Source organism: Chryseobacterium elymi (assembly GCF_003385495.1).
GTDB classification, from domain to species: domain Bacteria; phylum Bacteroidota; class Bacteroidia; order Flavobacteriales; family Weeksellaceae; genus Chryseobacterium; species Chryseobacterium elymi.
Genome location: NZ_QNUH01000007.1, coordinates 204,090 through 219,175, shown reverse-complemented (window position 1 = coordinate 219,175; position 15,086 = coordinate 204,090). Strand labels below are relative to the sequence as shown.

General features: G+C 36.5%; 12 protein-coding genes. 9 read left to right on the top strand and 3 right to left on the bottom strand.

Features of this window, described 5'->3' with window-relative positions; translation table 11 throughout:
• Positions 1-13 precede the first annotated feature (13 nt).
• The 9 genes from DRF60_RS10690 to DRF60_RS10650 all read left to right on the top strand — a co-directional run bounded on the left by DRF60_RS10690 (position 14) and on the right by DRF60_RS10650 (position 10,696).
• Complete coding sequence (locus DRF60_RS10690; protein ID WP_123902668.1) at positions 14-1,567, top strand: hypothetical protein; 1,554 nt, start codon at positions 14-16, stop codon at positions 1,565-1,567.
• A 109-nt stretch (positions 1,568-1,676) separates the two neighbouring features.
• A complete protein-coding gene (gene rpsL / locus DRF60_RS10685) occupies positions 1,677-2,090 on the top strand; it encodes a 30S ribosomal protein S12 (protein ID WP_002983146.1) in 414 nt (137 codons plus the stop codon).
• 23 nt (positions 2,091-2,113) lie between these two features.
• Entirely contained in the window at positions 2,114-2,590 is a 477-nt protein-coding gene (gene rpsG, locus DRF60_RS10680) for a 30S ribosomal protein S7 (RefSeq protein ID WP_007839548.1), read from the top strand.
• A 6-nt stretch (positions 2,591-2,596) separates the two neighbouring features.
• Positions 2,597-4,714 (top strand): elongation factor G, encoded by a 2,118-nt coding sequence (gene fusA / locus DRF60_RS10675; protein WP_116012045.1) that lies wholly within the window; start codon positions 2,597-2,599, stop codon positions 4,712-4,714.
• Between the two features lie 17 nt (positions 4,715-4,731).
• On the top strand, positions 4,732-5,037 hold the full coding sequence (gene rpsJ, locus DRF60_RS10670) for a 30S ribosomal protein S10 (RefSeq protein ID WP_002661363.1): 306 nt from the start codon (positions 4,732-4,734) through the stop codon (positions 5,035-5,037).
• 450 nt (positions 5,038-5,487) lie between these two features.
• Positions 5,488-7,116, top strand: coding sequence for an AraC family transcriptional regulator (locus tag DRF60_RS10665; RefSeq protein ID WP_116012044.1), 1,629 nt, complete (start codon positions 5,488-5,490; stop codon positions 7,114-7,116).
• 662 nt (positions 7,117-7,778) lie between these two features.
• Positions 7,779-9,365 carry a tail fiber domain-containing protein gene (locus tag DRF60_RS10660; RefSeq protein ID WP_123902667.1) on the top strand — a complete coding sequence of 529 codons (1,587 nt, stop codon included), beginning with the start codon at positions 7,779-7,781 and terminating at the stop codon, positions 9,363-9,365.
• 194 nt (positions 9,366-9,559) lie between these two features.
• A complete protein-coding gene (locus tag DRF60_RS10655; protein WP_116012042.1) occupies positions 9,560-9,895 on the top strand; it encodes a helix-turn-helix domain-containing protein in 336 nt (111 codons plus the stop codon).
• Between the two features lie 300 nt (positions 9,896-10,195).
• Entirely contained in the window at positions 10,196-10,696 is a 501-nt protein-coding gene (locus tag DRF60_RS10650; protein ID WP_116012041.1) for a low affinity iron permease family protein, read from the top strand.
• Between the two features lie 30 nt (positions 10,697-10,726).
• Here the strand turns inward: DRF60_RS10650 and DRF60_RS10645 are convergent, their stop codons facing one another.
• From DRF60_RS10645 to DRF60_RS10635, 3 genes are all read right to left on the bottom strand, one after another.
• Positions 10,727-13,453 (bottom strand): hypothetical protein, encoded by a 2,727-nt coding sequence (locus DRF60_RS10645; protein ID WP_116012040.1) that lies wholly within the window; start codon positions 13,451-13,453, stop codon positions 10,727-10,729.
• Positions 13,454-13,537: 84 nt separating this feature from the next.
• Positions 13,538-14,509, bottom strand: coding sequence for a hypothetical protein (locus tag DRF60_RS10640; RefSeq protein WP_116012039.1), 972 nt, complete (start codon positions 14,507-14,509; stop codon positions 13,538-13,540).
• The gene (locus DRF60_RS10635) at positions 14,506-14,925 is read right to left on the bottom strand and encodes a hypothetical protein (RefSeq protein ID WP_116012038.1); all 420 of its coding nucleotides are present in this window, start codon (positions 14,923-14,925) and stop codon (positions 14,506-14,508) included. Before DRF60_RS10635 ends, DRF60_RS10640 begins: the two co-directional genes overlap by 4 nt.
• Positions 14,926-15,086 lie beyond the last annotated feature (161 nt).

Here is a 15,086-nt window from a genome sequence, read left to right as displayed (position 1 = left end):
AAGAAGTTTTTTTATGTCATTTGCTGTCTTTTTTACGGTGTGTTTATCATACTATATAAACTCGGTTTCAAAAACAGGAGGTCATTATGTTTATCTTTTGGATGATGCCTATATTCATTTAGCAGTGGCGAAAAATTTTGCGCTCCACAATGTCTGGGGAATTACAGAATATAAGTTTTCTTCCGCCTCTTCTTCGCCATTATTTACATTTATCATCAGTGTTTTAATTAAAGTGATTGGGAATAATGATCAGATTCCGCTGTATTTTAATGCTGTTTTCAGTGTCGGGATTATTTATTTTCTTACCCAATATTATGAAGACATTTTTAATGATGTAAAAAAAACATTTTTTTCGGTAACCTTCACGTTATTTTTTGCAGTTCTTCATTTACAACTGCTTGCCGGGATGGAACATATCTTTCAGGTGTTTCTTTTTGTGGTTAATATCTTTTGTTTTTTCCGGTGGAATAAAAATAAATGGGCACTTGTTGGTTTTTATAGTACCATTCTATTGATGGGACTTACGCGCTTTGAAAGTATGTTTTATTTTACAGTAATGGCTTTTGTTCTGATCTTACTTAAAAAATGGAAGGACGCAGTTGGAGTGCTGCTGGCTGGCTTTATCCCGATTCTTATTTTTTGTTATTTTAATAATCAGCAGTCTGGTTACTTTTTCCCCAATTCTGTGGTGGTAAAAGGAACAAAACTGAGTTTCGATTCACATTTTCTGATTCAGCTTAAAACCATTGTATTCGATAACTTTTTATTGAATATCAGCTTTTATAAAATAGGTCTGTTTCCTCTTTTATTGTGTACCATCTTTATAGGTAGAGATTTAAAAAGCAAAACGTTCCGGGAGGCTGTTGAGAATAATTTTTTTCTTATTATATTTTCTTTAACGACGATCTGTCATTCCATGTTTGCGGATTTTAAAGGCCTTTTTCGCTATGAGGCTTATCTTCTTGTAGGATTTTCAATGGCGCTTATACCAAAAGTTAAAGATCTTTTTTCGGATTTTAAAAAGTATGGCAGAACAGAAATTCTTATCAGTGTACTGATTGCCCTGAATGTTCTCCTTTTGATTTATAGAGGCTGGATCGCTCATAAAGTAATTGATAACGGAGGAAAAAATATTTATGAACAGCAGATACAGTCTGCGAGGTTTTTACATACTTATTATAACAACTCCAAAGTAGTGGCTAATGATATTGGAGCGATTAGCTATTATACCGATATTCAATTGTTGGATATTGTTGGATTAGGCTCTGAGGAAACCATTATCTTTAATGAGAATAGAAAAACTTTTGATGATAAGTTTGAAGATTTTCTTACCCGTTACTGTCTGAAAAACAAATACGATATAGCAGTAGTATATGATGGGTGGTTTCATGGGCATGTCCCGGGAAATTGGAAAAAAGCAGCCGTACTAAAGATTAAAAATAAGGTAACTGTTGCCAGGCTGGAGGTATCTATATATTCTATTAATAGAGATAATTTTCAGCTGCTACAACAAAATATCAGGAATTTTAACTGGGATAAAAATGTAACCGTCATATTGATGGATTAAACGTAACTAGCTGTTAATTAATTTTTAGTAAGAAATGTTATTTACACCTAAGTGTTTGTTAATTAAAAAAATATTCCTATTTTTGCACCCTAAAATAAAAAGCAATTAAATGCCTACTATTCAACAATTAGTAAGAAAAGGAAGAGCCACGCTTGCCAAGAAGAGCAAATCGGCTGCCCTTGATTCTTGTCCACAAAGACGAGGTGTATGTACGAGAGTATATACTACCACTCCTAAGAAACCTAACTCTGCACTTAGAAAAGTTGCAAGGGTAAGACTTTCTAACGGGAAAGAAGTCAACGCCTACATCCCGGGCGAAGGACATAATCTTCAAGAGCACTCGATAGTATTGGTAAGAGGCGGAAGGGTGAAAGACCTACCGGGAGTACGTTACCACATCGTAAGAGGTGCATTAGACACTGCAGGTGTAAATGGAAGAACACAGAGAAGATCGAAGTATGGAGCTAAGAGACCTAAGCCAGGTCAGGCAGCTGCTGCACCAGCAAAAGGAAAGAAAAAATAATCATTAAATAAGGTACAGAAGCAATGAGAAAGACAAAAGCGAAAAAAAGACCGTTGTTACCAGATCCGAAGTTTAATGATCAATTGGTAACTAGATTCGTAAACAACCTGATGCTTGACGGTAAAAAGTCAATCGCATTCAAAATTTTCTATGATGCATTAGATATCGTAGAAACTAAAAAAGGAGATAACGAAAAAACTGCACTTGAAATCTGGAAAGATGCACTTACTAATGTAATGCCTCACGTAGAAGTACGTTCTAGAAGAGTAGGTGGAGCTAACTTCCAAATCCCTATGCCAATCAGAGCTGATAGAAAAATTTCTATGGCAATGAAATGGTTAATCAAATATTCAAAAGCTAGAAATGATAAGTCTATGGCTTTGAAATTAGCTAATGAAGTAGTAGCTGCTTCCAGAGAAGAAGGTGCTGCTTACAAAAAGAAATCTGATACTCACAAAATGGCGGAAGCTAACAAGGCTTTCTCACACTTTAAATTCTAATTAGAAATGAGTAGAGATCTTAAATTTACAAGAAATATTGGTATTGCCGCACACATTGATGCTGGTAAAACTACCACTACAGAAAGGATTTTATTCTATACAGGAGTAAACCACAAAATTGGTGAAGTTCACGATGGTGCTTCTACAATGGACTGGATGGAGCAGGAAGCAGAAAGAGGTATTACTATTACTTCTGCTGCAACTACTTGTTCTTGGAACTTTCCAACTGATCAAGGGAAGCCTGTAGCTGAAACTAAACCTTACCACTTCAACATCATCGATACACCGGGACACGTTGACTTCACTGTAGAAGTAAACAGATCTTTGAGAGTATTGGATGGATTGGTATTCTTATTCTCTGCAGTAGATGGAGTAGAGCCTCAGTCTGAAACAAACTGGAGACTTGCTGACAACTACAAAGTAGCGAGAATGGGATTCGTAAACAAAATGGACAGACAGGGTGCTGACTTCTTGAACGTTGTAAAACAAGTAAAAGAAATGTTAGGATCTAATGCAGTTCCAATCGTTTTACCAATCGGTGCTGAAGAAGATTTCAAAGGTGTTGTAGACTTAATTAAAAACAGAGCGATCATCTGGGATGAAGCTGGACAAGGTGCTACTTTCGAGGTAGTTCCAATTCCTGACGACATGAAAGATGAAGTTCTTGAATACAGAGAGAAATTAGTAGAAGCTGTTGCTGACTACGATGAGACTTTGATGGAGAAATTCTTCGAAGATCCGGATTCAATCTCTGAAGACGAAATCAACGAAGCTCTAAGAAAAGCTACTATTGATTTATCTATTATCCCAATGACTTGTGGTTCTTCATTCAAAAATAAAGGAGTACAGTTTATGCTGGATGCAGTATGTAAATATTTGCCTTCACCATTGGATAAAGATGATATCAAAGGTACTGACCCTAGAACTGACGCTGAAATTACAAGAAAACCAGACGTAAACGAGCCTTTCTCGGCTCTAGCATTTAAGATTGCTACTGACCCGTTCGTGGGAAGATTAGCATTCTTCAGAGCATACTCTGGAAGACTAGATGCAGGTTCTTATATCTTGAACACCCGTTCAGGTGATAAAGAAAGAATCTCAAGAATCTATCAGATGCACGCTAACAAGCAAAATCCTGTAGAATATATTGAGGCAGGAGATATTGGTGCAGCGGTAGGTTTCAAATCTATCAAAACAGGTGATACAATGTGTGACGAGAAAAACCCAATCGTTCTAGAATCGATGGTTTTCCCTGATCCGGTAATTGGTATCGCTGTTGAGCCTAAAACTAAAGCTGACCAGGATAAAATGGGTAACGCTCTAGCTAAATTAGCTGAAGAAGATCCAACATTTACGGTTAGAACAGACGAGGCTTCAGGACAAACGATTATCTCTGGTATGGGTGAGCTTCACTTGGATATCATTGTAGATCGTATGAGAAGAGAGTTCAAAGTAGAAGTAAACCAAGGTCAGCCGCAGGTAGAATACAAAGAAAATCTTACAAAAGTTGCTCAGCACAGAGAAGTTTACAAAAAACAATCTGGTGGTAAAGGTAAATTTGCGGATATCGTATTCGAACTTGGACCAGCTGACGAAGGTAAAATAGGTTTAGAATTTATTAACGAGATCAAAGGTGGTAACGTTCCTAGAGAATTTGTTCCTGCTATTGAAAAAGGCTTTAAAGCTGCAATGAAAAACGGTCCTTTGGCTGGTTTCGAAGTTGAAGGTATTAAAGTAGTTCTTAAAGACGGATCTTTCCACGCAGTGGATTCTGATGCACTTTCTTTTGAAATGGCTGCTAAATTAGGATTTAAAGAAGCGGGACGTGCTGCTAAGCCAGTAATCATGGAGCCTATTATGAAACTGGAGGTTGTAACTCCGGAAGAATATATGGGTAATATCATTGGTGACCTTAACAAGAGAAGAGGTACCATCAGTGGTCAGGAAGAGAAAAACGGAGCTGTTGTAATCAAAGGTTCTGTTCCACTTTCTGAAATGTTTGGATATGTAACCACTCTAAGAACACTTTCATCAGGAAGAGCTACTTCTTCTATGGAATTAGAGAAATACCAGGCTACTCCACAAAACGTTGCTGAAGAAATCATTGCTAAAGCAAAAGGTTAATTTTTTAAACTAAAGAAATGTCACAAAGAATCAGAATAAAACTAAAATCTTACGATTACAACTTGGTAGACAAGTCTGCTGAGAAAATCGTAAAAACGGTAAAGGCTACTGGTGCTGTTGTAAACGGACCAATTCCATTGCCAACAAATAAGAGAATCTTCACGGTGTTGAGATCTCCACACGTAAACAAGAAAGCTAGAGAGCAGTTCCAATTATCAGCTCACAAGAGACTGATGGATATCTACTCTTCTTCTTCTAAAACTGTTGATGCTCTAATGAAATTAGAGTTACCAAGCGGGGTAGACGTTGAAATTAAAGTGTGATAATTAATTTGTCATGATTATATAATCCCTTTTCGAAAGAAAAGGGATTTTTTTAATTGATTAGCCAACTATACCCTCATCTTACAGGCTACATTATTCGGTATACTATTCTGAATGTATGAATAACCCCAATCCTTATCGGTTATCTCTTCATCTTGTAGATGACGAACCTTTCTTTTTTAAGTCCTTTTTTTACGCCAAACACCTTATTTTTTACGTCTACGACCTTATCTTTAGAGTTTAAAACCTTATTTTTAGGTCTATAGCCCCAATCTTTTAGGTTCAGAACCTAAACGTTGCACTTTCAACCTAAACGGAGGGTGTAGCAGATTAATTTTTTTTATTTTTAACACGAATTTTGCATTTTCGGATTGATAAAATATTAATTTCATAAAGACACTTGAATTTCCTTACACATTTATCATTACATTTGCATAAAACATAACAACAATGATGAAAAACAAGTACATGCATCGTACTTATAAAAGCAAGATTTTTCTTCTCTCTTTTCTGATGTTCTGTACAGTAATTATTTCAGGACAAAGTAGTTCTAAAATTTCTGAACAAAAAAAATTAAATGATTTATTTCACAAAGCGGAATTAATATCTAATAACCAACCAGATGAAGCTTTAAAAATTTGTTTCCAAATACAAAAGGAGGTTGGAGAACAATCTTCTAAAACTTCGGCTCATACTTTTAGCTTAATAGGACAAATTTATTCACAGAAAGGAGATCATGAGAAAGCAATTCAATATGGTAAGAAAGCGAAAGAAGAATTTCATGAGTTGAAAATGGGTGAATATGAAGCTGATGCACTAAGATTAATTGCCAGTGAATACAACTTTTTAGGATTAACAGACGAAGCCAATAAAAAAATTGATGAAGCTATAAATATTGCCAAAGAAAACCCAAAAGCGGAATTTTATAATGGATCTTTGGGTAATTTATATTCTGTAAAAGCATCTTTTTATAGTAAACAGGATTCAATGTTGAAGTATGATAAGCTATCACTGCTTCATTTCCAAAAGACAGAATTGAATGCAGAAAATTCTCGTTATTTAGTACAGGCTTATGTAAATTTAGCTACAGATTATTTGGTTTATGTAGAAAATCCGGATTTGAATAAACCAGATTCGGCAATTGTTCTTCTTACCAAAGCTTTGGAGGTAAATCAGAAACATGGAAATGAGAAAAGAATAGAAACGTACATTATCTTTAATAGAGCAAAGGCCTACTACTACAAAAAAGAATATGAGAAAGCTGAAAAGGACTATCTCCTGACTCTATCTTCTGCAAAAAAATTAGGAGAAAGCTATTTGATAAAAGACACTTATCTTAGATTGAAAGAAATGTATCAGGCAAAAGGCGACGAAGCCAACCAGCTTATTTTTCAGGAAAAGTATAATAGAATTAATGATAGTTTGGTTTCAATAGAGAAAAAATCTTTAAACAAAGAAGTAAAAGATATACAGGAAACTCAGCAAAAATCATTCTTTAAAACCAAAAGAAATTTAGTTATCATTATATCAGCAATCGTTCTTTTGCTCTTTATTTCAATTTTTATTACAGTCAAAAACCACAGAAAATCAAAAAAAGAATACGCCAATTACCAAAAAATCATCGAAAAATTACAAAACCAAGAATCGCCGATTTCTGTACCTGTTGTTTCTAATTCTGTCACTGAAAAAACAACATTTTCTGTTCCATCAGATAAAGAAGTCGAGATTTTGAAAAAACTTGATAAATTTGAAAAATCGGAAGGTTTCAAAAATAAAAACCTTTCTCTTTCTTCTATGGCAGAATTGCTCGGCACCAATACGGCCTACCTTTCTACGGTCATCAATGCCAGCAAAAATAAAAACTTCAACCAGTACATCAATGAGCTAAGGATTGATTATATCATTTACAAACTCAGAAACGATCCACAGTACCTGAAATACAAAATCAGTCATCTGGCAGAAGAATGCGGTTTCTCTTCCCACAATACTTTCACGATTGCTTTCTCCAATTTTGCAGGGGTTTCGCCTTCCAATTTTATAAAATTCCTCTCCCAAGAAAAGGTGACTTTTCCGAATTGATCTTTAAAATTCAAAAATATTATATGCCACCAATGCATTAATATTTTTTTCAAAATAACACGGCAGTAATCACTCGTACATTGATTTCCCGGTTCGCTTTGCTCGTGTTGTGGCAACACAAACATTATTTAGAGGTCACAAGATAATTACATGATTAAAATTTGTTTGTAGAACGAATATTCAGCCTTTTTGTCATTCCGTAGAAATCTAAACAATTTTATAGACCGTTTTGGAGAGATTCCTACGGAATGACAAACCGTTCTGCAAAACCTTACGTTTATGCTGCTTTTTAGATTGCTTCTCTTTTGCGGTAAAAATAAAATAATGCCACGAAATTGAAGATTAGAGAAGATCAATGCACTAATATTTTTGCAGGATACAAGTCAACAATTATTCTTTTGTATAGTTTTTCTTTTTTGATAATAATGCTTTTGTGGCTGAAAATCATAACCCTTTAAGGTTTTCCTTACGAAATATATTCTCTGCCAAAATTATCAATTTACAATTTAGAACCTATGATTATCAATAATATAGGTGTGCTAGTGGTATGTCGGAGTTATTAATTTCGGGAACACCTTTCTTTTTTTTGCCCCTCCTTTTTTTGACTTTTGTGCTTTGAAAAAAATTAGAAAATAGACAAACAAATGAAAAATGTGAATGTAATGAAAAAAGGATTTTATTTAGGGGCAGTTTTTGCCGCCAATTTTATTTTCGGGCAGATGGGAATTAATAACTCGGACCCCAAAGCAACTTTGGATGTAACCGCAAAAACAACAGACGGCACAAAACCTGAGGGGATCATCGCTCCAAGATTAACGGGAGAGGAAATCAAAGGAAAAGACGCAAAGTATCTCGCAGAACAAAAAGGAACCATCATCTATGCAACCAGCGCAAGTTCGGATGCAGGAATGGCTGGTAAAAAAACCATCAATATTGCAGCAGAAGGTTACTATTATTTTGACGGATTAATCTGGCAAAAATTCAATAGTGGAACAGCCGCTGCTGCCGGAACAGAACCTTGGTATGACGTAGCTACTAACACCGGAGCAACTGCCAATACTCAGAACATCTACCAGAGAGGCAGCGTAGGTATCGGGGATACAACTCCAGCTGGTGCACTTAGTGTAGGTAGTGATGATGGATCTTTTTCAGGGCAAGTTATTATTAACCCACAAAGTACAGCTGATGAAGGAGGTGAACTAATTTTAGCTGCTTCTCCAACTTCAACAAGAAGATGGGTGTTGGATCAGCACAAAGGAGCGGGTGGAGAAGTTTTGAGACTCTGGTCTCAGCATAAAACTACATTTAATGCAGATGGGACAGATTTTGTATTTAGAGATATGGGCACTACTACTCATCCCCAATTGGGTATCAATGTAGCAAATCCCGCTGATATGCTACACCTTCGTGCGCACATGCCAACTTCAGGAACACCCACTGTTGGTGGTATTCTCATAGATAATACCGTGACATCATCCTATACCAAAATGCAACAAGGCTATATAAATTTAAACAGGTACGAACCAACACTTGCCTCACAAGTTGGCGGATATATAGATTTTAGCGGAACAGATGGCCCCAACAATCGGGGTACGGTATTCCGTATTGCTAAAACCCATGTCGGAGGCGTTTTTAGAGCTTTAACAATGAATATAGAAGATTCGAACACTCCAATATACAATCTTCCTTTCTATCTCCACTATGACGGCCTAATTTCCATAGGAGGCGATACACGTAGACCGGATTTTGCTCTTACAGTAAACGGAGGAGGAATCGCAGCTATAGGATTTGGTGTAAGAAACGGCGGGGTTACCGGAGGCTGGACCGGAAACAAATTTAACATAGGCTGGAACGGAACACAATCAGGGCTGAATATTGATAATACCTTTCTTGGTTATTTTACACTTACGAGTGACTATCGTTTGAAAAGGAATGTAAACACCATCACTACCAATGCAATCGACCGCGTGATGCAGTTGCGTCCTGTAACCTACGAGTACAAAGATATTGCAAACGATATATTCAAAGCTGACAATAAGGTACACGAAGGTTTCATCGCTCACGAGTTACAAGCGGTAATACCTGCTGCCGTGAATGGTGATAAAGACGCACTTACCAGCGAAGGTAAAATACAGCCCCAAACATTGAACGCCATACCTGTTATTTCAGTTTTGACCAAAGCTATACAGGAACAGCAGACACAAATAGCAGAATTGAAACAGCGTATTGAGCAGCTGGAAAGACGCTAATTGGCGATTATCAATTATAATTTTCAGTTCTGGTGGTAATTAACCCGCACAAATTAATTGTAATAGAACCGCAAGAACAGAAAAGGTTTTACAATTAATTAAAATACCAAATATCACATGGATAATCTACATTATTTGGCATGCTCTATTTCTTCCTTAGAAAAATAAAAGTCTAAACAGGTTTATTAAAAAAAATGAGAATAATTGATACAAATACAAAGCCGGATTATAACCGTATTTATCAGGATATTCTGGATAGTAAATATCCTCATAAAAAAGAAGAATGCCGGACATTACTTGAAAAAAAAGAACTGTCTTTACTGGATATTATCCAGCTAAATGATACAATTTTTGGAACAAAAAATATGGAAACCGAGGCATTTAACCAACAGCACCGTTCTTATGACCGCCAAACGATTTTTGAAATACTGGATTATCAGAAAAAAAACAAACTGAGCAACAGCCAGTTGGCACGCCATTTCAAACTGAGTAGGAATACGGTCGCAAAATGGAAGAAGATGTACTTTTGATAGAAAGAGATTAATAGCAATATAAAATCGAATTCCCATAACGGAAATTTAGAAGAAGATGATTATTATTTTGATGAAAAAATATATAAAAGAAGATTTAAAATAGAGAAAACCAATGCTTAGTTAGATAGTTTCAAGTCACTGCTAATAGGTTTTGAAACATTGAATATATCATGGGTGAGTTTACATTATTTGGCTTTCTCTATTTTATTCCTTAAAAAACAAAAGTTTAAACATGCTTATAAACAGAAACTCCAATTTTAGTGGAGTTTTTGTCTATATTTAGGATAAAATATAAAAATGATAAATTCAGATAAAACTATTTTTGAGAAATTTTCAGATTGGGCAACCAGATTTACAGGAAGTTCATATGCATTTATCGGAGCCGTACTTGTCGTTGTGGTATGGGCAGCTTCAGGACCGGTTTTTGATTATTCTGAAACCTGGCAGCTGGTCATTAATACCGGAACTACCATTATTACATTCTTAATGGTCTTTTTGATTCAGAAAGCCCAAAACAAAGATTCCAAAGCCATACAAATCAAGCTTAATGAGCTTCTTGCGGCTAATGAAAAAGCCAGCAACAGAATTGTAGATATTGAAGACCTGACAGAAAAAGAACTGGACCAGCTTCACTGCTATTATGAAAAGTTAGCCGATTTTGCGGAAGAAGATAACGATATCCATACATCGCATTCCATAGATGCGGCCCTAAGAAATCAGAATTACAAACACGAATTCTTCAAGAAAAAACATGAAGAGTGGCTTCAAAAACAGCAAGAAAAAAAGGAATCATTATGATTCCTTTTTCTTTTTTGTATATGTTAAATATTATCTTTTCAGGAAATACCCGAAGTAGCTGCAGCTTCCTGCAAGTCCTTTCATGGTTTCCGAATCTGCATATTGGGACTTCAACTGTGCAAAATATGTTCTGTATTTCTGGTTTCTGATATTATCAAGTTCAGCCTGGTGCGCTTGTTCCTTTTCAGAATACTGAGGATCCGAGTAGCTTATTTTTGCTGCATTTTTTGCCTCATACTGATAATACTTTCCTTGCTCCGCGCTGGCCATCTGGAAAAGGACTCTTGCTCTCTGTTCTTTGTCTTTTGATAGTTTCAGGGTCTTTTGGTAATAATTGATCGCGAGGTCAAAATTATCCGGCTCCACATAAGTGGTATAAAGGAAGTTCTTATAATAATATTTATAAGGATTCTTTCTGTCCGTATTCCAGAAATCGTACTTTCCACCGTTGGTATTGTCAATGTCCATCACAAACAGCTGACGGTAATATCCTAAGCTGGAAGTGTTGTACAGTAGGTTTCCGATAAGCTGGCTGGCTTTCGCCGCCTTTTCATCTGTTCCGTTACCGATTTTTTTAAGCTGGATCAGCGCATCTGCCAGTTCCAGTTTATTCATGCTGGCTTTAATGAAAGGAAATGCAGAATAATCTTCGGCCTCCATACTTTCAGTTTCAGGACTTCCAAAACTTTCCCATACATTGTGTCCGAAAACAAGATTCGAAATATCCCTGAATCCATTATATTCGCCGGCTGCATACTGCTTCGGAGTAATTTTCTCACCTTTATCCGTCCAGTTGTAATTCATTCTTGGAATTCCAGCAAATCCCTGGGCTTTTTCATAATAAGATTTAGCCTTTTCAAAATCTGCCTGCTTCATGGCTCTGTCACCATAGATCATACTAAAGAAAGCATCTATATTGCCTACATTGTCCATATTCTTGGCGATGATCTGCTGTTCAAACTGAGTCTTATTCGGTTTTTTGTAAAAGTCTTCAACACTTTTTACCAGACTGGAATTCGGGTTATACTGAAGATCCGAAAGCTTATTGCTCATCAGGAACGATTTTCCGTCTTCTCCCTGCAGGAAATAGCGGTTGGCAAGAACATCTTTAAGGAAATCTGCCGTAGATGGAGTTTCTCCATAATAATCATAATCAGATACGGCAGTACTGTCTTTTTTCACTTCTTTCTTTACAAAATAATCAGCATAGTCTTTCATCAGGTGATCTTCGAATTCCGCATCGATCTTAGGATGCGAAACAATATCATTCAGAACCTTCATTCTTTTTATTTCCTCAAGATATTCCGGGTTTGTTGTTTTGATATCCTCCAGAATCTCCGAGCTTCCTTTGTAATCTTTTTTCAAAAACTTAAGATAAGCATCTGCGATCTGCCAGTATTCATCCTTAGATACTTTTTTAGTTTTCTCTGTGAATTTTTCCAGGTCGTCCAGGTAATCTTTCGTCTTTTCGTCATATCCGTAACCTGTTTTTGTATAGAAAGGAATTCTGTCCGGGTTGTTCAGCAGTTCATCATCGCTCTGATCATTCTTTTCTCCAGCCACGCTGTCAGACTTTGATCCTCCGAAAAGGTTTTTGAAGAATCTTACGATCTTCTGCCAGAACGAAAGCTTTTCTTCTTTTTTTACTTCAGCAGGCTCAGCCTTTGTATCCTTGAAAGTTGTGTCGTGGTCATCAGCATTTCCTTTCTGCATGTACACATTGTCGGAAGCATCCGAAGTATAATAATAGATTGGCAGATAACTTCTTTCCAGCTCGTTGATACTTCTTGCCGCCATTACTTTAAGGATCTCAGAATCCGGATTAATGTCATACATCTTTTCCATGATAGGAATGGGATTCGTAAAGCCTTCGTAGCCCAATAAGAAGTAAGCCATATTCTTTTCATCATTGGTACCCGCCCTCTTCATAATATTACTGAAAGAAGCCGTATCAGAAAGTTTCATCGAGACAAAAGCAGATTCCTTACGGTCTTTGCTGTTCATGAAAACCTGGAAGAAGTTCCAGTTCGCATCAGCGTTCATTTCCTTTCCTCTCTGGGCACCGGCAAGCTGGTCAAGGGCCATAAAATATACCGTACCTTTCTGCTTGATCGGTTCTATATACGTTTTGAAAGCCTCCAGCGCAGCATCATAGTTTCTGGTATAATGATTGAAACGTACCAGCTGATATCCGTAACGCTGCTTGATCTCCGGATTTCTTGCTGCATTGTATAAAGAAGTCAGTGCATTGACTGTTTTGGCATAATCAATGGATGTAGCATTTTGCTTTTTTGAAGGACCATAGCTGTAAAATGAGTCAGGACTTTCAACATAATTAATGCTCATATAAGGTTCCAGATACTTGGCTTCAATTAAATAATCGATGCCTTCTCTATACTTTTGGTAGAATCCTGTTCCCAGTTTCTGCAGCAAAGGATTTGTTGGTGCTCCGTTTTTCAAAGCATTAAGATCGCTCATGCTGATCTTGTATACCAGGTTTTCCGTTTCTGCGTAGTTCAGTTGGTTGTTGAAAAACTTTTTCCACGTTTCAATATTGTCGTCAGGAATCGGGTTGCCTTTGTAGTCTCCGTAAAACCTGTTAGAATAAGTGAGCAGGAAGGGCAGATAGGATTTATCCTTTATAATGCTTTGTGTAAAAAGATTGAAATATTCATAATCCGGGTCTGACCACGCGCAGGCGTCAGATTTGGTGTAAAACAGCGATAGAACCGCCATTGAAAGAATATACTTTTTCATATAGTTGATAGGTGTTTTTATTTTGTAATTCAGTTTCAACAGGTTTAAAGCTTCATGATCTGCTCAATCAGCAGAACCATAAATTTAAAAATTCCTGTTACTTACAAATTTACTATCTAATTGATAATAAATTATATTAAAATCATGTATTTTTTTCTCCAGAAAACGGGTAACATCCTGAAGCTGGTCATCTGATATTTCTTCAACCTTTATCCTGAATCCTTTACTTAGAAAGCTTCCGAAATAGAAACCGTCTCTGGTGATTTCAACTTCGTTATCCGAGATCTTTTTAAATCCGGGGTTTTCAAGGTCTTTTCTGGATAAAGCATTAATGAGCTTATGCTTTTCAAGATGATTGGTAACGATTCCCCAGGAGTAAATCGGCAGTGCAACTTCAATTTTTTTAACAGGATAATCTTCCAGTTTGGAAAGATAGCTTTTTAAAACCGTCACATCCAGAATAGAATTCTTATTGGAGTTTTCAAGCGGTGACGAAGTAGAGTAGCACATCAGATATACTTTCTCTACAGGCGGAATTCCGGTCTCACTTTTATCTTTTACCTGGTGAAGGCGTAGCGTACAAGTGATCTCTTTTCCGGAAACTCTTTTCAGTTCCTTTAGAAATTTAAAATAGTCATCTCTGGTTCCGGCCGTCCAGTCACAATCAATCTGAATTTCATTATTGATTTTTAAATTATAGTCATGGGCTTTTTTCTGAACCAGATCATGAATCTTTTTTGCAAGAAACCGAATCTCTTCCGCAGAAATATGATACATGGACTGGTTCGTGATAAAAACAGTCGGTACAATTTGCTTATCCGTCTGAAAACTCTTGTCTTTGGTGATTACAGCAACCGGCTGAAATTTACCAACGGACTTATCTATATCGAAAAACCGGGTATACAGATAAGGAACTGAAGCTTTGTCTAAAGCTTTTTTCTCTTCCTGATCCAGCTTAAGACGGGTCTTCCAGTAATAAAAAGTATAAGGATGGTTCTTTTTCCCACTACATGAAACAATGAGGAGAAGGAGAAGCAGGAACTTTAATGCTTTCATCGCTTATACAGTTCGCTTTCGCAGGTACAGATATCCTGTGTTCCGCTTTCCATGCTGGAGCAGCAGTCTTCAGATTTCTTAATGTTTCCTTCTTTATCCGTCAGGTAGATGTTATCCTTATCAAATTTCACATAAAAGTTTTCACCGTATGTTTTGAAATCTACCTTCATTACTTTTGGATTGTATTTTCCGGCATTTACTTCCTCGGTGGTTTCAGTGCTGTCCGCCTGATTTACCTGAACAAATCCGAAATAAACATCGCCGTTTTTCTTTACATCCAGATAATAGGAAGGTGTTCCCGATCCGCTGAACCCTTCAATGATATTAAAGCTTCTGTAGCCTACAAATGGTGCTTTTGTCTGCGCAAAGGATAAAATGCTGATGCACAGGATTACTAAGCTTAAAATCTTTTTCATATATTTTTTTTCAAAAGTAAAAATATTTAAGCAAAAATTAAACCGTAAAAACCCGGAGATTGGCTATTGGAGGTAATTATAGAGATTTTTAACCACAAAAGCCACAAAAAATTCTTGATGAATAAGATCACATAAAGAAAATCTGAGATTTTCGTAAAGCT